Origin of the sequence: Aestuariibacter salexigens DSM 15300, from assembly GCF_000429145.1 — a bacterium.
In the GTDB taxonomy this organism is placed as follows: Bacteria; Pseudomonadota; Gammaproteobacteria; order Enterobacterales; family Alteromonadaceae; genus Aestuariibacter; species Aestuariibacter salexigens.
Genome location: NZ_AUBH01000002.1, coordinates 129,705 through 148,319, shown reverse-complemented (window position 1 = coordinate 148,319; position 18,615 = coordinate 129,705). Strand labels below are relative to the sequence as shown.

15 protein-coding genes are annotated in these 18,615 nt (G+C 49.6%); 3 read left to right on the top strand and 12 right to left on the bottom strand.

The window, feature by feature from the left end; translation table 11 throughout:
- Positions 1-5 precede the first annotated feature (5 nt).
- Both miaE and G441_RS0104850 read right to left on the bottom strand, forming a co-directional pair.
- Positions 6-803: a tRNA isopentenyl-2-thiomethyl-A-37 hydroxylase MiaE gene (gene miaE, locus G441_RS17905; RefSeq protein WP_051275342.1), complete on the bottom strand. Its 798-nt coding sequence runs from the start codon at positions 801-803 to the stop codon at positions 6-8.
- A gap of 61 nt (positions 804-864) precedes the next feature.
- On the bottom strand, positions 865-1,287 hold the full coding sequence (locus tag G441_RS0104850; protein WP_026375311.1) for a hypothetical protein: 423 nt from the start codon (positions 1,285-1,287) through the stop codon (positions 865-867).
- 133 nt (positions 1,288-1,420) lie between these two features.
- Here G441_RS0104850 and G441_RS19165 point away from each other — a divergent pair, with 133 nt between their 5' ends.
- Both G441_RS19165 and G441_RS0104840 read left to right on the top strand, forming a co-directional pair.
- A complete protein-coding gene (locus tag G441_RS19165) occupies positions 1,421-3,019 on the top strand; it encodes a sensor domain-containing diguanylate cyclase (protein WP_051275341.1) in 1,599 nt (532 codons plus the stop codon).
- A gap of 164 nt (positions 3,020-3,183) precedes the next feature.
- A complete protein-coding gene (locus tag G441_RS0104840; RefSeq protein WP_026375310.1) occupies positions 3,184-4,335 on the top strand; it encodes a patatin-like phospholipase family protein in 1,152 nt (383 codons plus the stop codon).
- 12 nt (positions 4,336-4,347) lie between these two features.
- Here G441_RS0104840 and G441_RS0104835 read toward each other — a convergent pair whose 3' ends face one another.
- The 9 genes from G441_RS0104835 to G441_RS0104795 all read right to left on the bottom strand — a co-directional run bounded on the left by G441_RS0104835 (position 4,348) and on the right by G441_RS0104795 (position 16,216).
- Positions 4,348-5,217 (bottom strand): ferredoxin reductase domain-containing protein, encoded by an 870-nt coding sequence (locus G441_RS0104835; RefSeq protein WP_026375309.1) that lies wholly within the window; start codon positions 5,215-5,217, stop codon positions 4,348-4,350.
- Positions 5,218-5,236: 19 nt separating this feature from the next.
- Positions 5,237-5,815 (bottom strand): electron transport complex protein RnfA, encoded by a 579-nt coding sequence (locus G441_RS0104830; RefSeq protein ID WP_026375308.1) that lies wholly within the window; start codon positions 5,813-5,815, stop codon positions 5,237-5,239.
- On the bottom strand, positions 5,812-6,444 hold the full coding sequence (rsxE, locus tag G441_RS0104825; RefSeq protein WP_026375307.1) for an electron transport complex subunit RsxE: 633 nt from the start codon (positions 6,442-6,444) through the stop codon (positions 5,812-5,814). The genes G441_RS0104830 and rsxE overlap by 4 nt, the downstream gene beginning before the upstream one ends.
- The gene (locus G441_RS0104820; RefSeq protein ID WP_051275340.1) at positions 6,437-7,114 is read right to left on the bottom strand and encodes an RnfABCDGE type electron transport complex subunit G; all 678 of its coding nucleotides are present in this window, start codon (positions 7,112-7,114) and stop codon (positions 6,437-6,439) included. Before G441_RS0104820 ends, rsxE begins: the two co-directional genes overlap by 8 nt.
- Positions 7,114-8,160 (bottom strand): RnfABCDGE type electron transport complex subunit D, encoded by a 1,047-nt coding sequence (locus G441_RS0104815; protein WP_026375305.1) that lies wholly within the window; start codon positions 8,158-8,160, stop codon positions 7,114-7,116. The genes G441_RS0104820 and G441_RS0104815 overlap by 1 nt, the downstream gene beginning before the upstream one ends.
- Positions 8,157-9,536: an electron transport complex subunit RsxC gene (rsxC, locus tag G441_RS0104810; RefSeq protein ID WP_026375304.1), complete on the bottom strand. Its 1,380-nt coding sequence runs from the start codon at positions 9,534-9,536 to the stop codon at positions 8,157-8,159. Before rsxC ends, G441_RS0104815 begins: the two co-directional genes overlap by 4 nt.
- Positions 9,533-14,464 carry a 2-oxoacid:acceptor oxidoreductase family protein gene (locus G441_RS0104805; protein WP_026375303.1) on the bottom strand — a complete coding sequence of 1,644 codons (4,932 nt, stop codon included), beginning with the start codon at positions 14,462-14,464 and terminating at the stop codon, positions 9,533-9,535. The genes rsxC and G441_RS0104805 overlap by 4 nt, the downstream gene beginning before the upstream one ends.
- Positions 14,465-14,513: 49 nt before the next feature.
- Entirely contained in the window at positions 14,514-15,404 is an 891-nt protein-coding gene (locus G441_RS0104800) for a (Fe-S)-binding protein (RefSeq protein WP_156896277.1), read from the bottom strand.
- Positions 15,405-15,532: 128 nt separating this feature from the next.
- Complete coding sequence (locus tag G441_RS0104795; RefSeq protein WP_051275339.1) at positions 15,533-16,216, bottom strand: DUF4386 family protein; 684 nt, start codon at positions 16,214-16,216, stop codon at positions 15,533-15,535.
- 215 nt (positions 16,217-16,431) lie between these two features.
- Between G441_RS0104795 and G441_RS0104790 the strand changes: the two genes are divergently transcribed.
- Positions 16,432-17,559: a helix-turn-helix transcriptional regulator gene (locus G441_RS0104790; RefSeq protein ID WP_026375300.1), complete on the top strand. Its 1,128-nt coding sequence runs from the start codon at positions 16,432-16,434 to the stop codon at positions 17,557-17,559.
- Positions 17,560-17,636: 77 nt separating this feature from the next.
- On the opposite strand, the gene G441_RS0104785 is transcribed toward G441_RS0104790, so the two are convergent.
- The gene (locus G441_RS0104785; protein ID WP_026375299.1) at positions 17,637-18,536 is read right to left on the bottom strand and encodes a GNAT family N-acetyltransferase; all 900 of its coding nucleotides are present in this window, start codon (positions 18,534-18,536) and stop codon (positions 17,637-17,639) included.
- Positions 18,537-18,615: the final 79 nt, after the last annotated feature.

Here is an 18,615-nt window from a genome sequence, read left to right as displayed (position 1 = left end):
AGACGTTATGCGCAGGACCTATCCTGCGCGACTTCGCTTTGTCGGGCAACACCCTGCGGCACGCCACTGTGAAATCTGAACTCATTGTCCACAGTTGAAACAAGCTCTGCTTCCACTTGTCCAAAGTACCTCACCCTGTCACTGATGTCTTTACCTGCCAGCTTTTCCGCCAGTGTCAGATAGTCCTGATAATGACGGGCTTCACTACGAAGCAACGAGATATAGAAACGCTGCAATTCTTCATCCAGATGGGGCGCTAATGCTGCGAAACGTTCACAGCTTCGTGCTTCGATGTACGCGCCACAAATTAATTTGTCGATTAAGGTTTGCGGTTCGTGGGTTTTTACATGTTTCATCAGCCCACGCGCATAGCGGCTGGCCGTGAGATTCTGATAATCGATATCTCGGGCCTGCATGATTTCCAGAACCTGCTGAAAGTGATGCAGTTCCTCTTTAATCAACAACACCATTTTATTCACCAAATCATCGCCAATCGGGTGTTCGCCATTAGCCTTGATAACTCGTTTCAAACCGTTGTGCTGGCCGTTGAATTGTCCCTCGCCGATGCCGCGATAGACAAAATCCTCATAGGGTTTCAGCCACGCCAGCAGTTCATCCGCGTTGTCTTTATCCACCGCATATTTTCTGATCAGTAGCATAGCTGTTTGCGCGGCTTTGAGCTCGCAATTACAGTGATCAATAAGCAGAACTGACAGATTGTCGGGCTGTTTGGCAAACGCGATCCACTGTTCAGGTGTTTTGAACTGCAAAAATTGATGAATAGGGGCTAACAGTTGTTGCAAAAACTCAGATCTCTATACGGGTTTAAGGTGGCTGCAAAGGATACAACAGATGATTAAGAACTCAATCGCATTTTTGTTTTACAGCAGCGCTCCCCGAAAGGCCTTCTTTCAACCACTGCACGGCGTCATCTAAGTCAACAAATTCACGGCTTTGATACCGCTCGCTGTCCTCTGGCACCACAAAGCGTTTAGTGACTCTGGATGAGATAGGTGAACTGGATACGTATGCTTCTCGCACCAGCCCCATGTTGATCGCTCGATTTGTGGCTTCAAATAGATAGGGGATCGCGTCGGCAGTTGGCATCCAGTCGTTATCAAGCATTGCCACCGCGACAAATGGCGGGGAGACCTGCGGTGTAATGGTGTAATTGAGTTCGTGAATAAAATCTTTGGCTTTCTCTAAATTCCAGTTGCCGGACAGTTCCATATAAACAATGTTATGGTCTACCCAGATATTTAGTTCGCCGTGACTATGAAACGCCATTACTTCTGCACGTATAAAGTCTTCATTCTTATAATTTAGTCACTTTTACATCTGCTGACAAATCGCTTTGTATAAAATTGCGTCTGTTGCGCAGATAAAATATCATCGTTAAGTGGATTAACAAGGACCTGCGATGACCCAACTTCGCTATAACCGCCGGTACATTGCGTTTAACGTAATCGCCCTTGTTATTTTTTCTGCACTGGCGTTTTTTACTCACCTAACGCTGAAGAGCGAAGAAACCCTACGCGCCAACAGTACCCTCAATCATCAACTCAACAGTTTTTTATTGGTCATGTCTGAACGCCTGCAGAGCCAGGTTGAAAAGCTTAGGTCTATATCATCGTTTGTTGCGCTAACAGATGATCTATCGCCACAGACATTTACTGCCTACAGTCAGGAGGTGTCTCTGCAAGGCGACGGCTGGCTGATTATAGAATGGCAACCCATCATATTGGGCGAGCAGCGGGACGCTTTTGTAAATGACATCAGACAGCGTTTTTTTGCCGATTTTGATTTGTGGGAAACCGATAGCAGCGGCAATCCTAACCCGGCAGCGTCAAGAGATGAGCATGTGCCGGTCTTGTTTATGCTGGCCAATACGGAAGCGGCCAACACTATCGGACTGGATTTAGCGTGGTCCGAGCAACGTATGCAATCAAAATGGCAGGCCCGCGACACGGGTAAAGCACAAATAAGTCCACTGTTTAACGTTGTCCTGTCTGCCAATGTACAAAACCCACCACCTGGTTTTGCAATTACGGTGCCTGTCTATGAGTCTGGAATGGTTCCAGATACGCTACAGGCCAGACAGCAGCAAATTATGGGCTATATTGCCGGCGTATACGGCATCGAAAATGCATTACTTGAAGAACTTGAACAGCTGCATCGTCAGGGTATCAATGTTTTTATTACCGACGATAACCAACCTGCTGCGGTTTTTTCGGCCACACGAAACTTACAAGACCCGCACGACCATGCTGAGAACACCGTGGCCGGACGTATTACCTTATTTGGACGGGAATGGACGGTCACCCTAAATGCAACAGACGTATTTTTAGGTCAGCAAGTACTCTCGGATAGCCGGCTCTATCCGATACTAATTATGCTGTTTTGGCTGTTTATCAGCGTATCTGCATGGTGGGCTTATCAGAAAAACATTCAAATTCTGCAGGCGAAAATCGACCTGGAAAAAGTCCTATCATTGGTCAAAACGTCTGAGCAACATTATGCGCAACTCTCTCGTCATGACTCTCTGACGGGGCTATATAACCGTAGGGCGTTTGTGGAAAGGCTCGAGGAAGAGCTTAGTCGGGCAGAACGGTATGGCCAGGATTTGTGCTTGTTGCTGGCCGATATCGATGAATTCAAAAAAGTTAATGATACTTTCGGGCACCTGACTGGCGATCTCGTGTTGCAGCAATTTGCCAGAACTTGTCGTCAGTGCTGTCGCGAGCAGGACATCGTGAGTCGCTATGGTGGCGAGGAATTCGCGATTTTAATGATTAATACCGGCATTGATGAAGGCTACGCGATTTGTGAGAGATTTCTGCAAGAAATTGCTACTCAAAGCATCACCGATGCCGACACACAGCAGCAAATCAGCGTAACCTTCAGTGGCGGCCTTGCAATGTATAAAAGCGGTGACACCTCAACGAGTATGCTGGCCAGAGCGGACAATGCGTTGTATCAATCAAAGCATGAGGGGCGGAATCGTTTAACTGCAGCGTAATCAGACTTGCTGAATTTTCCTGTCTCCCCTCGATGCAACCGAAGTTGTAAAACTAACTTACTGAACTATATTGGGAATATAAGGAAGAAGCCTTGGCAGGTATGCTTTTCTGGCAAAGATGATGTAATTCATGACTCGGAAATACGCATCTGCTCGAGGTCTTTATGGCAAAAAATGCGCTGATTTTATCCGGCGGTGGCGCCAGGGCAGCCTATCAAGTTGGCGTTCTGCTAGCTGTTTCTGAACTATTACCCCACCTAAAAAACCCCTTTCAAATAATATCAGGCACATCTGCTGGTGCGATAAACGCAGTGGCGCTTGCAGCGCACTTGGGTACTTTCCATCGTGCAGCTCACGAGCTAGCCCACGTATGGAAGCAAATTGAGTTTGAACATGTTATCAATACTGGATGGCTAGATCTCTTTAAAGGAACCTTGCGAGTCGTCAGCTCCCTTTTCACTGATGGGTATCATGATAATGTGCCTCTGGCTCTACTTGATAACAGTCCGCTGCGCAATTTGCTGTTATCAATAGTAGACTTTGAAAACATCCAACAGCGAATTGATGAAGGACAACTGCACGCGCTGTGCGTGACAGCACTTGGCTATCATTCAGGAGAATCAGTGAGCTTTTTTCAGGGGCATCCATCACTGAGAGGTTGGCGCAGATACCGTCGTGTAGGCGCGCCAATGCCAATTACGGTTGACCACATAATGGCCTCCTCGGCGATTCCTCTTATCTTCCCCTCGGTTCATGTTAGTAAAGAATATTTTGGTGATGGCGCAATGCGCCAGACAGCACCAATTAGCTGCGCACTGCATACTGGAGCAGAGCGTTTACTTATTATCGGCGTGTCAGAAAATTTAGCTGCGGGTCCTTGGGGACAGGCTGGAAAATGTGTTTCTGTGGAGCATAAACCCTCTGTTGCGCAAATTTTGGGGCAAGTGTTCAATAGCGCTTTCATTGACTCCATTGAGGGCGACATAGAGCGATTGGAGCGCATCAATAATTTAGTTAATTTGATACCAGGCAAGAAAATGCGAGAAACTGACAACCTACGCAAAATCGACAGTCTCATTATTTCACCAAGTACGCGAATTGATGCCATCGCAAGTCGTCGTATTCAAAGCCTGCCAAAAAGTTTGAAGTTTTTTCTCGGTTGCAGTGGTGCCTCGGTCAAAGGTGGTGGCGTGGCAGCAGCAAGTTATTTGCTATTCACCCATGCATTCTGCGATGAGTTAATTGATTTAGGCTACACTGATGCACTTAATAAAAAAGACGACATAGAACGCTTCTTTGCCCAAGAAGCGAATTAATCTAATGTTAAATTAATACAAGAGTTCTATCCAACGCTGCGTTATCTCAAGCTCCTCCTTACGTTTTTGCCATTGTTGTTCAGAGCCAAGCACATCAGAAAACGCCTGATTGAGCCCTTCCTCGATTTGCTTTAATCCGGCTACGTAAATGTAAGCGTGAGGTTGGGACAACATGTCGAGTATTTCCTCAGCTCTGTCCTGAATGGCGGTCTGGATGCTATGCACCGCACCTCGCTCAGACCAGTAGCCGCGATCGCTTAACGCCTGAATTGCCTCAAATGTCTGTTCGTCATAATACTGGGCGAAATCATTCTGGTGATCGTTCATGTAGGCCAGTTCCAACCCTGTATGGGCACCATAGAAGAGCCGTACCCGCCCCTGCCAGTCGCGGACATCCCGATAAATATGCTGAACAAATGCCCTGAATGGCGCAATGCCGGTACCCATGCCGACCAGTAATAAATCTGCCTGCTTATCTTGTGGAACGGGAAATGGTGTGCCAAAAGGACCATTTATCTGTAACTGATCACCTGTCTCTCTATCACACAAATAATGTGAAGCAATTCCTTTATAACTCTCGCCACTGTACTCATCGATATAGCTGCAACGCTTGACGCAAATCGTCACCACCGTGTTACCACTGTCATTACACACCGGTTGACTGGCGATGGAGTATAGTCTGAAATGATGGTCGTGGCCGATCTCAGGGACACCCGGCACAATCACGCCAATACTCTGACCGATATCGATAGTGAAGCCCCGTTTATCTACCTCAAGTGTCAGCTCACGCAGTTCGTCGGCAGCGTTTGCAGGCGTGATCGCATGGTTGTTTATCACGGTCGCCTGATAGCGCTCTCCTATATCATAGTCTTGCAGTTTCATACTGTTCTCCTACGTATGATCAACCTAAGCCGGCAAAGCCCATAAATGCCAGAGACAGGATCCCTGCTATCATCAGGCTTATCGCTGTGCCATCCACGCTGTCAGGCAAAGTCGCCAGCGCAAGCTTCTCTCTTATTCCAGCCATCAGAACCAATGCCAGGGTAAAACCGACACCAGCACCCAAGGCGTAAAATACGCTTTGGATCATGTCGTATCCTTTATTGGTCTGAAAAAGCGCAAGCCCGAGGATCGCGCAGTTAGTGGTGATCAGGGGTAAAAATATGCCTAATGCCTTGAATAACGTTGGGCTGCTTTTGCGCACAAACATTTCTACTAACTGCACCATCGAGGCAATCACCACGATAAAGCAAATTAATCTCAGGAAGGTCGCGCCGGTCGCCTCAAGCAGCATATTGATGCCATAGGCACTTAATGAGCTGACCAGCATGACAAAACATACTGCCGCGCCCATACGCGTGGCTGTGGCTAATTTGGCAGACACCCCAAGGAACGGGCAGATGCCGAGAAAGTACGCCAGCACGAAGTTATTCACCAGCGCCGCATTAATGAAAATGGTGGCCACCGACTCGCTGTTCATGCTTCACTCCTTGCGTTACTGAGTGCCACACGCTTGTTGATGCGGTTGATCACTAACATCAGGACACCCAGTGTAAAAAAGCCACCGCTTGGCAATATCATCACTACCCAGGGTTGATAGCTATCAGCAAACAATGCCCAGCCAAACACGCTGCCGTTACCCAGCAATTCTCGAATGCTGCCCATGCACAAAAGTGCAAAGGTAAAACCTGTACCCATGCCCAGTGCATCAAGCACAGAGGAGAGAGGTGGATGTTTTGAGGCAAACGCTTCAGCCCGTCCGAGGATCAGACAATTGACCACAATCAACGAGATAAACGCCCCCAGGTTTTTATGCAGATCGAGACTGATTGCCTGTATGACATAGTCGACTAACGTCACAAAGGTGGCGATGATGAGAATAAAGCTCGCGATCCTGACTTCTTTGGGGATCCAGTTGCGCAGCAACGACACCATGATATTGGACATCAACAGCACAAACAGCGTTGCCAGTCCCATGGTCAGTGCATTCACTGCTGAATTGGTCACCGCCAGAACCGGGCACATACCCAACACCTGCACAAACACCGGATTATCACGCCATAGCCCTTTGATAAAGGTATCTGCACTTGTTGCTTGCTGATTATCCATGGGGCTGCTCCAGCTGCGCAATGTGATCACGCACGCGAGGCAACCACGTCGACACGCTGTGCGCAATCATGTCAGTGATAGCCTGACTGGAGATGGTTGCCCCTGTTATCCCGTCAATCTGCCAAGCCTTCGTTTTTTGACCTGATTTTACAAGCTCTACCGGATGCACGAGGTCGTTGCCCTGTGCATTGAGACGCACATCCAACGCGATAAAGTTTGCCTGAAATGCGGAGTCCGTTTCTATTCTATCGCCCAGCCCTGGGGTTTCCCGGCTTTCAATCACCCGCATGCCGATAACTGTCTGCTTATCAGGTGAATAGCCGTAAATGATTTTAATTTTATCCTGGTAGCCTTGCCCCTCAGCAGCAATCGCGACACCCACTAATTGCCCTTGTGGATCATAGCCCACATAGAGTGTGCTGCCAGCCCCACCCTGCACCACGGTGGAAAAGGCATCAGCGCCACTATCATACGTAAACGCCCCTATGGTTGTGGTACCCGGTAATACCGCAAAAATGGCGCGGTGCATGGCATCCTGTTGGTTTTGCTTGATAGCCGGAGTCGTCACCATCACCACAGCAACGATACATACGGTACATATCACGCCGAGTCCGACCAGACTTCGATACATTGGCCACAACGCCGTTAACGATGATGTCATCGCGGCCATTATTCGGGCCCTTCCGATGAGGCTTTAGATTGAGAGCCGAACACCTTAGGTTGGGTCAGTGCGTCAATATGAGGTGATGCTGCGTTGGCGAGCAAAATCGCATACATCACGCCCTCTGGCAGTCCGCCCCAGTTTCGGATAATGACGATGAGCACACCAATCAATACGCCGTAAACAATGACGCCTTTTGAGGTCATCGGCGAGGCCACCATATCGGTCGCCATGAACACGGCACCAAGCATTAATCCGCCTGAGAACAAGGTGAATATCGCCCCCGGATAAAGCTCAGGGCTGACATAATGGCATATTGCACTCAGCGTGCCGGCACTGACAAAAATAGCCAGGGGAATACGCCAGTTGAGCATTTTTCTGATTGCCAGATAAGTACCACCTGCCAGTATCAATACCCCACAGGTTTCGCCATAGGAGCCAGTGGTCATACCGCTGAGCAAATCAGCATGCTGGGTAAGCTGCTGTTCAAATTTCATCAGTGCTAATGGCGTTGCACTACTCACACCATCTGCCCAACTGCTGTAATCCGGCGCCTGAAATGGCCATGCCAGCAGACTGGACGGCACGCTGGAAAAACGCTCGCTGGCCATCGCCGGTCCCCAACTGGTCATGGCCGAAGGAAAGGCCGCCTGCAAAAACGCCCGACCGACTAGTGCTGGATTAAAAATATTGCAGCCCAGGCCTCCAAACATAAACTTGCCCAGCGCGATGGCGATGATTGCACCGACCATCACCATCCAAACTGGCAGGCCGGGCGGCAAGGTAAGACCATAAAGCAGCCCGGTCACCAGCGCAGAGTAATCGTTGACGCTGCTGATCTTGCCGCTTTGTTTACATAAAACGTGCTCGGTCAGCACACAGGTCAGACTGGCGACAATTAGCGTAATTAACGCGGCCAGACCAAATATAAATACCGCAAATCCACAGGTGGGTAATAGTGCCCATGCCACATGACGCATTATATGATCGACGCTGTAACCCGCCGTCAGGTGAGGAGAAGTTCTGATCTGCAGGGTTTTATTCAGTGCACTCATGCATCGGCCCCGGTATGCACTGCGGCCATTTTTCTGACTTCGGCTTTAGCCGCCCGAAACTGTTGTACCAGTGGGATATGTGAAGGACACACAAACGCGCAGGAGCCACACTCGAAGCAATCAAAAAGGTGAAAATCCTCTGCCATTTTGCTTACCTCTCCATGCTTTGCCAGTAAACCGAGTTGAGATGGATTGAGGTGCATTGGACAGGCATCAACGCAGTATGCGCAGTGAATACAAGGGAAAACATGATGCGGCGATGTAGTTTGGCTGTCAGTAAATGCGGTAAAACCCGATGTCCCCTTAGTGATGGAAATATCCAGATTAGGCAACGCCTGTCCCATCATCGGTCCGCCCAGATAGACCTCGGTGATTGAGTCGCTCACGCCCACATAATCGAGTGCAAAGCGCAGCGGTGTGCCAATAGGAATGCGGTAATTGCCAGGCTTATTCACTGCCGGACCACTGATGGTGATAACCCGTTCCTGAATACCCAACCCGCGAGGTAATAAGCGTCCAATTTCGGCAGCAGAGGTGACATTTACTACCACCACACCAACATCATGGGGTAACCCTCCCCTGGGTACCTGTCTGCCGATAAGGGCTTCAATCAGCATTTTCTCAGCGCCCTGTGGATATTTCGTCAGCACCACGACTACTTCAATCTTTCCTGTTAGCGACGTGTGCTTTCCGCTTAGACAGGTTTGTAGCGCCTGTGCCGCCGCAGCCTTGTTGTCTTCAATGCCAATCACGGCGCGTCGGCAGCCTGTAGCGTTAAGTAAATAATGAATGCCTGTCAGAATCTCATCAGGCTGCTCCAGCATGACCCGGTAGTCATTGGTCAGAAAAGGCTCACACTCTGCACCGTTGATGATCAATGTGTCGATGTGTTTCCCTGCAGGCGCTTTCAGCTTGGCATGGGTTGGAAACGCAGCGCCGCCTAGACCGACAATGCCGGCCATCTGAATAGCCTGAATAATATCCTCAGCAGAGGCGGTTTCTATGTTACAGGGCTGACCAGACTGAACTTCCTGCGTGGCGCCGGGAAACGGCTGCAAATAAATGCCCGGCACCATTTTTCCTGTTATCGAGGGCATTAAACCAATACGCCTTACCACACCGCTGGCCGGTGCGTGGAGTGCCACAGACATGTAACCGTCTGGTTTCGCAAGCAGCGCGCCGCGCTCCACCTCCTGTCCTTCTCTGACAACCGGTATGGCTGGCTGTCCAATGTGCTGATTCAGTGGAATATTCAGTACCGGCGCAAAAGGGAACTGACGGATCGGCAAATCCGCAGTCAACGCCTTTGATTGCGGTGGATGCACACCGCCGTCAAACGTAGGGTGACGTTGAAAAAGCATATCGAGCAGGCTCAATTATACTTCTCCCCGCGCGCTACCCATTTATCAATGTCTTTCTCTGATGCATCTATCGGCAGGCCAGGATGGATCACCTGTGCAGTGCATTTTTCGGCTGCTTTGACCAGATCCCGGTACGGCCCGCCTTGCGGATCTTTTATATACGCCTGCTTGTCGTCGTTATACGCGAAGATTTTCGCGTTTAGTTTGATACATTCATCACAGGCAGTGCAGCTGTCACTGTCAATCCACGGTGCCATACTAGTTGACGCGGGTTGAGGAGCTGGCGCATCAACTTTTTCGGAGATGTCCAACGAGGAGGTATCTACCGGTTCGCTTTGCGCCGCCAGTTTCATCAGGCCGCTGGCAATTTGTGCCACGACCTGCTGGCGAATTTGCTGTTCAGAGGACAACGCTGGTGAATCCTGTTTTGTGGTACCGGCTATGGCATTGAGCATTAACCAGAAGTCACGACGCTCTTCACAGGATGCCACCATTGTGTCGTCCACCAATAACCTGCCGAGTTGTTGCTGCTTATCCAGCATCCAGATAAACGGATAACGTCCCTCTCGTTCATCTTTTGGCAGCTCGATATAGTCTGCCAGCAACATCATATTGTCATGCCAGGTATCCACCGGTGCCGTTCTAAAGTGCTTACGGAAGCGATTTTCTGTCATCGCAAAATCGGCAAATGTCATTGGCAGTGACATTGATTTATCCAGGCCGTCATCCACATAGTGAAGCGCATAGGTGGGCCACACCTCATCCATGGCCGGGTTGCCATCCATTTCGAAGCAGTCAGCCGGATTGTGACCACGATCCGGGTTGTATTTAAAAATCGGATAAGCGCGGGACTCAACCGCCAGTTTCGCCTGATGGTGTCCCATATCATCGCCGATGCCATGCTCAGGCTGACAGGCGGTGTAGATATTAAATAGTGCTGCGCGGCGACTCTGCAGACCTTCAATGAAGCCTTCCAGCATATGATTGGCGTGCGCAATGGTACTCTGCAGTACATAGGTCGTGCGGTGTGCCATGGCAATCAGGCCCATCTCCTTGCGTGCTTCCTGCTTGCCTTTGATGGCCTGACCAAACTCGGCCATATCCGACACCTGCCCCATAAAGCCCGAGGTACAGGCCTGACCGCCGGTATTGGAATAGACTTGGGTATCCAGCACGATGATCTTAAGGGGTTTGCCCGACATCATGGCTCTGGACAGGTTTTGAAAGCCAATGTCATACATGGCACCGTCACCGCCGACGGCGACGACCGGTGGACAGAGTAAAAACTCCTCATCGGTAAAGTCTCGCCAGTTAAACCGTGCAAAATAATCATCATGTTCAGCGCGCCGATAAGCCCCTTTGATTTCCAGCTCTGCGCTACGAATGGCTTTAAATCCGTCAGCCATCTTAACCATATGGCCTTCGAATACGCCCATCGCCATGGACGTGGCGTCCTGGAATAAATGATTGGCCCACGGAAAAGGATAGGGATTGAACGGGAAGGTACTGCCCCACACTGAGCTACAGCCCGTGGCATTGACCATCCCCATCGCAGAACGCCCCCTTGCGCTATCAGCATCGGTATAACACCAGCGTAAATGCTTGAGTTTGGCGAGCAGGTGATTGACTCGCTCAAGCCAGTCAGGGTCAATGGGTTCTGCATTACTTCCTCGTGACACGCCCTGCGCCAGCTCTGCCAGTGAGAGATCATGCTGATGGGGGGCGTGTAAGACCCGGTCGATGGCATCGGTGTCATCCAGATCAACACTTTGCATGAGCCTGTCTCGGATGTGCTGCTTCAATCTGCCAATCAAATCATCCAGATAGGCAAGATGCTTGCTGACGCGTGGGCGCATCAGCGCTTCTACCGTGGCTGTGAATAAATGAATGGCGGTTTTCTCAGAGCAGCCGAGACACGCGCCATCGCCACTGGTCGTGCTCGAGTATGCCTGCTTGTCTAACAGCAGTTGCGTCAGCGCGCCTACGCCTTGCTGCAAATCATCAATGCGCTGGTATTTTGCTGGTGTACTGGGCAGATCGAGCCACAGGTCCCAGTTAGTTTTAAGCTCACTAATGCTTTGCGGGGTCTGCCTGACCGTGCGCAAGGCATCATCCTCACAGACTTGCACACATTCTTTGCAGCCTTTGCATGTATAGGGATTCACAGTGACGCTAAATAATCCACCACTGCCTTTTTGCTGTTTTTCTGGTAAACGGTAAAACGGCGTCGTAATGGCAAATTTAAAGCCATTAAGCTCGGACTTCAGCGCCGCCATTTCTGTTTCAAGCCTGGCATTGTCGTCTTCATTCAATGGGTTGCCGTTGCTGTCCCGGTAATTGGCAATGGTTTGCTTGATCCCTTCGCTGACAAGCGGAGCCACGCGAGCAGACTCGCCCGCCTCATCAAACAACGAGTGCAGAATAGGCTCCAACTGGCGTACCGCGCGAGGTAAATACTGCACATCCGTCCCTTGCTTTTTAATCCTCGCCACCAGCGTGTCTAATACCTGCGACACATCGTTGACCAGCCCGGGAATAGCAGTATCAGGGCACACTGTATAGCACTTACCACAGGCGGTGCAGTTCTCGGCTATCCACTCAGGGTGTTCAAAGCGAATGCCGGTCATATCACGGAATGTGGCAGAAGAAGCTGGTATGGTACCTAAGCTCATAAAGGGATCGGCGAGGTTGTCGCTGCCCTGCCCTTTTGCATAAAAGCTGCCGGTTTGTTCCCAGAATCGGTGAATATCTGTCGCCGCTGCATGACTTTGTGGCAAACGCTTCAGCATGATTGGCTGAGCACTGGCGGCTTTAACTGGTTGTATCTCAACGGTCTGCACACCTACATCTTTACGGGTGATTTCGCAGATCTCATCAAAGCCACGCTGCACGACGCGAATATTCTCCTCAACAATACGCGCACCTTTCTCACCAAACTTGTGCTGAAGCTGACGGCGGATGGCATCCAGTAACCTATGCTCATCCAGCCCCGCATCACGCATGACTGACGATGCAGCAAAGAATGCCCCCTGGAAAGCATTGCCCTGCATCCGCAGTTGCAGATCAGAGTCAGTTGCCTCTTCACGCGCAATTTTAAACGCATCAATAAAGAAGACTCTGATGTCGTTATCAACGATGTACTGCTGATAGTGCTCCGGAATGGATTGCCAGACTTTATCCGGCTTACCCAGCTCGCTCTGGATCACGAAAATGCCGCCAGACTTCAACCCTGCCAGCGCGTTGGTATGCTGCAACACATTCGGATCAGGAGACAGCACCACATCGACAAAATAGTATTCACAGTTGATTCTTATTGGCTCTGGCGCAGCGGATAGAAAATAGGTCGTTGGCTGGCCTTTTTTCTCAGAGCCATACTTAGGGTTGGCCTTGATGTGATAGCCGAGTAATTCAAACAGCGTCATGGCCAGGTTTTTACCCGTAGTAATGGCTCCCCACCCGCCTATGGAGTGAAAACGCACCGTGATGCTACCATCCGGCATCAGGTTCGGATTCTCGCTGCCTTTTAGCGCCAGCTCTCCCACATTGGGATAGCTGTCGACGAGTTCCTGCTGAAAGATCTCCTGTTTTGGCGTACGAGGTTGGTCGTGCAAAAAATCAATCGACACATAGGCATGTTTCCTGTGCGCACCGTCAGGCAGCATATTTTCTACCGCAGCAATAATGCCCTCTGGTTGCAGATCGCGACTGCCAAGACCAAATGACACCGAGAAAAATTCGGGTAAATCAGACAGGCTTGAGTAGCTGGCCAGATCCGGGTAGGGAAGATGTTTAGGATGACGACCGTTCTCTAGAGCCTGACCGGCGGCACTGCGTATCTCTCTGAGCAAGGGCAGCTCAACTGCCAATGGCTGGTCCAGCCGCTCCATTACGGTGACTGCCTTTTTACCTTTTAACATGTGTGTCAGCAGATCTGCAGGAAAAGGCCGGAACATCAGCATATTTACCACACCCACTTTGATCCCGCGGGTCTCGCGCAAATAGTTAACCACGCGTTGTGCACTGGGGATAACACTCCCCTGACCGAGGATCACATACTCTGCATCGTCCATCCTATAGCCCGCAATCCGCGCGTACTGCCGTCCGGTGAGACGGTAAAACTGATCCATCGCCTCATCGGCAATGGATTTCACATGTGCAAAGAAGTAGGGACGCTGAGCGGCCACACTCTGCATGTAGGCGTCCTGGTTTTGTACCACCCCGGACATCACAGGATTATCTACATCCCAAAGCAGCGGGATACGTCGTCTTTTGTCACCGAATATCATCCGCTGTGCGGCGGTTGGTGTATCAATGATGTCATCCGGGCGGCCCAAAAACTCTGCGATCAATTCAGGTTCGGGTAAGAGCAGAGACTCAATAAGATGGGTGGTCAAAAAGCCATCCTGCGCCACAATGCCGGGTGTCAGTGACATCTCCGCGATGCGATGGGCAATAATGTTCAAGTCCGCAGCCTGCTGGGCATTGGCTGCGAATAGCTGGAAAAAGCCGGTATCGTCAACGCAGTGATAATCATCATGCCCGGCATGCACATTCAGCGTCGCCTTGGTCATCGCTCGGGCGCCGATGTTAAGTACATAGGTGAGCCGTTTACCTACTGCGGCATACAAGGATTCGTGCATGTAGGCGATACCCTGACCGGAAGAGAAATTCGCTGAGCGCAGCCCCGTCATGGCTAATCCGGCAGTGACGGCTGCGGCGGCATGCTCGCCTTCTGGTTCAATAAAAATCAACGGTCTGCCGGACATATTAAGATGTCCCTGAGCGGCATTCTTAGCCCACAGTTCACCCATTTGCGTGGAGGGCGTAATCGGATAGGCGCCTGCCGCGTCACTGCTCTCTCTTTCACACATGATCACAGCACTGTTGCCATCCATTGCTGCACGCTTACCTGGATAGGGAAAATTACCGTGTTCTGCGCTCATCCTGCTTTTCTCCATGTCATGCTGGCGTGTGGAATAGTTTGATGTGGCTTCATGAAGGCTCCGAATTCAGCGCTGAATGTCTGATAATCTGTCTGGCAGCCGCACCATGCTGTGCGGTGCCGGTATCGCTAAACCACACAATAGCGCCGGTCGGACAGCGCTCAATGGCGCGGCGCGTGCTGTCTGGCTGCTGGGATGACATAGATGCCGGGTAGCGAATGTGTGGCAGATTATTTTGCATGCTAATGAGATTGTCAGGGGCATCCATCGCACAGCGTCCGCAGGCCGTACAGGCCACCTGACAGTGCTGTAGTACTTCATCACCCTGTTCAAGGTTTTTGCACCTGACCCACAAGTGCTGCGTCACAGGTTGCAAAGAAAACAGATCTTTTGGACAGGCAATCACACAGTCTCCGCATGCTGTACATTGCGCTTCATTCACCTCAGGCAGACCATGTTCATTCATGGTGATAGCATTGAAATCACAGGCGTTGGCGCAATCAGCCAGTCCCAGACAGCCCCATGTACAGGTTTTACCGCCGCCGGCCACCTGGGTGGCAGCAGCGCAGCTTTTTTCACCCTGATAATGCGCCTGTCTGGTTGCGACGTTATCGCCTCCGGCACACGCCAGCCTCGCCACTTTCCTGACTTGATGACCCGCATCAACATGCAAATAATCGACGATAACTTGTTTGTCAGATGCATTACTGACGGTGCAGTTGGCGGGCGCAGTCTTGCCTGCCACCAGCGCTTCTGCAAACATTTGGCAACTTGGGAAACCGCAGGCACCGCAGTTGTTATGTGGCAATAACTCATAGACATGCGCAACTCGCGGATCCTCGTCTACGCGCAGTTTGATGCTGGCGACGGCAAGCAGGCTGGCCAATAACAGTGTTAGCAAGGCAACAATGCTCACCGCGGTAAATGCGCTGATGACCAAGCTCTCTCCTTCACATATCTCGCCAATCTTGGGAGCTATCCTGCATCAAGGCTGAGAAAGTGCGCTTGATCCAGGTCAACGGGGAGAGGAAATCAATCAGTAAAGCGGTTTGCCGCTTAAGCGTCGTTCTAAGACGCCAGCGACTTTTTAGATAGCATTGCCACACCAAACCATATGAACCAAACCATTTGACTCAGGCCAAACGCATCTTTAAAGCCCGGTATAGCAAGATATATCGTGAGGATCCCCAGGACACCAACCAAACATCCAAACAGACCTAGTGGCTTGGGAAATTGCTGCTGACGAAGGGCAACCATGCTTACCAAAAGCACCCACATGCCTCCTAGAAATTCAATACCGCCGCCTAATGCATTGACGACTGTCGCGTAGATATAAAAGACGGTTTCTGCGGATCCCTTGCCGTCAGAATACATATCACTCATCGTCTGCATGCCAACAAGCGCGGTCATACCGGCACACATCATGAGCACTACCCATATCAAGCCAAAAATGCTTGCGCTGTTGAGCAGGTGAGATTGACGATGGGATAACATGTTATGAGTGGCTTGAACTGCAACTAATAATAAACAACCGAACACAAGATACCCAGACAGGTAAGCAACACTTATCATGTCCTGATTCGATGCGATGTACGCAATCTTGTCATTAATGACATCGGTTTGCGGGATGCTCAGAAGTGCACCAAAGACCACAAACATGCACACGTAGCATAGTGGCATCATAAAAAATGCAACTGCACCCGCACGCCTGAACTTGATGTCGTTATCTATCTTGATATTACATTCAGACAAGATTCTTTCCTCTCTGCTATTAGTGAAATGTCTGACAACAAGCCCGCATTCTAGGCAATACCGTGTTGTAAAATCGTCCGCGCCACATAGGCAGGACAATCTATTGTCGCTTATCCATATCGATAATGATGCTTATCTGTCCTGGTTACGTAGCGCACACAGTTTCAAGAGTACTCGTGCTATGCTCAGCGCATCGGCAACCAGTCTATTAAGTGATGCTGGATTTATTTATTTCTTCGTTCGCAACAGCGATAGCGACTTTTGCGCTGTTCTTGATCCCCAAAAGTCACTCAAGAGGACCTCTGATAGGGGTTTTACTTTGCTTACTTTATTTCTCCGCAGGGACCATTTTATTTGAGCTTACCCCTTTGTTGATTCAGTTGTACGTCAGTTTTATCCCGACGGTGTTTTTCCTGTTCATCCCAGTATTTTGGCTATATCACGATGCCACGATTGCAAGCAAAGCATGGCATTGGCATAGAGCACTTCTGAAACACTTTATCCCCTTGCCAGTCACGCTGCTGTTAAGCATGGCCTTGGTTGTTATGCCGAGGGAAGAATTTGAGCAAATGTTCTTTGCGGTAGAGGCGACGAATAATCCATCTCTGAATGTATTGTCCGTCTTATTTTTCCTATCCGTCGTAAGCTGGTGTCTACTGAGTCTTGGTTACATGTTGAATATCATTTATCGGACAATTCGATACAGAAAACGTTTGAAACTGCACTTTGCAGATGAATTTGGAAAGAAGCTGCACTGGATTGTTATCACTTCAGCACTGATTGTACTGACATGGGCTTATAGCCTGGTTGTATTAGCCGTTGGCGATCAATTGCGAGCCTTCGATTTATCTGACACCGGTGTTTTGATACTTCTGACAAGTATAATTTGGACGATATCCATTAATGGCGTGCGCCAACGGCCTGGATTTGAAGATATTTTCAAAGAAAAAGACACAGCTGCGACAAAGCCCGACAAGAAACCCTATGAGCGTTCCGCGCTTAATGACCAGGATATGCAGCGTATCGCCGCAAAGCTGTCAGAGGCCATATCCAGAGAAAAACTCCACCTAGGCCCCGACGTAAATTTGCTCAAGCTGGCGAAACATATTGGCGAGCCTTCACAATATGTTTCGCAGACGCTTACGCAACACCTGAATACCACCTTTTTTGATTTTATTAATAGGGCTAGAATCACAGAAGCCGAACGTTTGCTCGTAAGCAGCAACACTTCCGTGCTGGATATAGCACATTTGACGGGCTTTAATTCACGTTCATCTTTTTATAAAGCGTTTAAACACTATACGCAACAAACGCCCAGTCAATACAGATCTTCAAAGCGCTGATGCCCGCATTTTCGCGCGTGTTTGACCACAGCCATAGTTAGCGTTGTGAACTGTTTTATCGTGAATCAATACAATGATTAAGCATGAGACATGACGGGGAACAGGACTTTTTTGTCTGTCAGTAATCCATGAATATCATCCAACACAAAAAGGATATCATCAGGGATCGTAATATCGACTTCGTAGTCACTGTTATCAAGCGGTGTAAACCCTAATACCACCCTGTTCGTTGTATCTGTTGCGAGCGCGGCTATCACATCATCCAGCGCAACATCATGCTGTGAATAGACATCCTGTAAATACATCATTTCACCCTCAAATTCGGCTATGACGAGCGCATTGAGTTCATCAATAAGATATACGTTTTGAGCGATAAAAACGGTGTAGTAAAACATCACAAGTGACGAATTCTGAAGCATGGATAGCTGTGCAATGGGACGGGAGAGGTTGATGCAGTTTTGCAGACGTAGCTTATGTTCATGCAGTGACATATCCAGCTTTGTCACTCTGTAGTCAGAATCTGTAGTTATAATCTGTTTGGAGCTTTGCCATTGTTCGATTCGTTGAAAACCAAACTTCGGGTAGAAATCAAGCACAGTGTTATTGGCAAACAGGTAAATTAGGTCGTGCTTTCCACGCCAGTCTTGCAGGACTCGTTCAAGCAACAGCTTGTTCAGGCCTTGATGCCTTTTTTCAGGCGTGGTCATTACCGTGCCAATTTGAATGAACCTGCGCTGCTCTCCATCCACCAGAAAATCAATGATGCTGACCGATACATTGGACACCATTTCATTGTCTTGCAGCAGCGCATAGGGGATATATTTCTCACTCCAGCCACCAAACAGATACCAGTCCTCGAAATCGAAGCCATAGACTCTTCTAGTGAGACAATTAAATGCGCTCCGAAGCGTTTCATCATCTCTGAAGCCAACCGCTAAGTGATATTGATGACCATTGTGCGAAATTACTTCCATCATTTACTCTGCTATTTGTCGGATTTACGTGAGACCTAAGGACTTACTTCGCCAGTACTCATGTTGAGCGAGACTGTCGGTT

What these genes read in the sequence shown, in the direction of transcription:
- G441_RS0104785 (WP_026375299.1), bottom strand. Translation starts at nt 18,536, where the DNA reads ATGATGGAAGTAATTTCGCACAATGGTCATCAATATCACTTAGCGGTT.
- G441_RS0104805 (WP_026375303.1), bottom strand. Translation starts at nt 14,464, where the DNA reads ATGAGCGCAGAACACGGTAATTTTCCCTATCCAGGTAAGCGTGCAGCA.
- rsxE (WP_026375307.1), bottom strand. Translation starts at nt 6,444, where the DNA reads ATGGATAATCAGCAAGCAACAAGTGCAGATACCTTTATCAAAGGGCTA.
- G441_RS0104835 (WP_026375309.1), bottom strand. Translation starts at nt 5,217, where the DNA reads ATGAAACTGCAAGACTATGATATAGGAGAGCGCTATCAGGCGACCGTG.
- G441_RS0104790 (WP_026375300.1), top strand. Translation starts at nt 16,432, where the DNA reads ATGCTGGATTTATTTATTTCTTCGTTCGCAACAGCGATAGCGACTTTT.
- G441_RS0104820 (WP_051275340.1), bottom strand. Translation starts at nt 7,114, where the DNA reads ATGGCCGCGATGACATCATCGTTAACGGCGTTGTGGCCAATGTATCGA.
- G441_RS0104830 (WP_026375308.1), bottom strand. Translation starts at nt 5,815, where the DNA reads ATGAACAGCGAGTCGGTGGCCACCATTTTCATTAATGCGGCGCTGGTG.
- G441_RS0104840 (WP_026375310.1), top strand. Translation starts at nt 3,184, where the DNA reads ATGGCAAAAAATGCGCTGATTTTATCCGGCGGTGGCGCCAGGGCAGCC.
- G441_RS19165 (WP_051275341.1), top strand. Translation starts at nt 1,421, where the DNA reads ATGACCCAACTTCGCTATAACCGCCGGTACATTGCGTTTAACGTAATC.
- G441_RS0104850 (WP_026375311.1), bottom strand. Translation starts at nt 1,287, where the DNA reads ATGGCGTTTCATAGTCACGGCGAACTAAATATCTGGGTAGACCATAAC.
- G441_RS0104815 (WP_026375305.1), bottom strand. Translation starts at nt 8,160, where the DNA reads ATGAGTGCACTGAATAAAACCCTGCAGATCAGAACTTCTCCTCACCTG.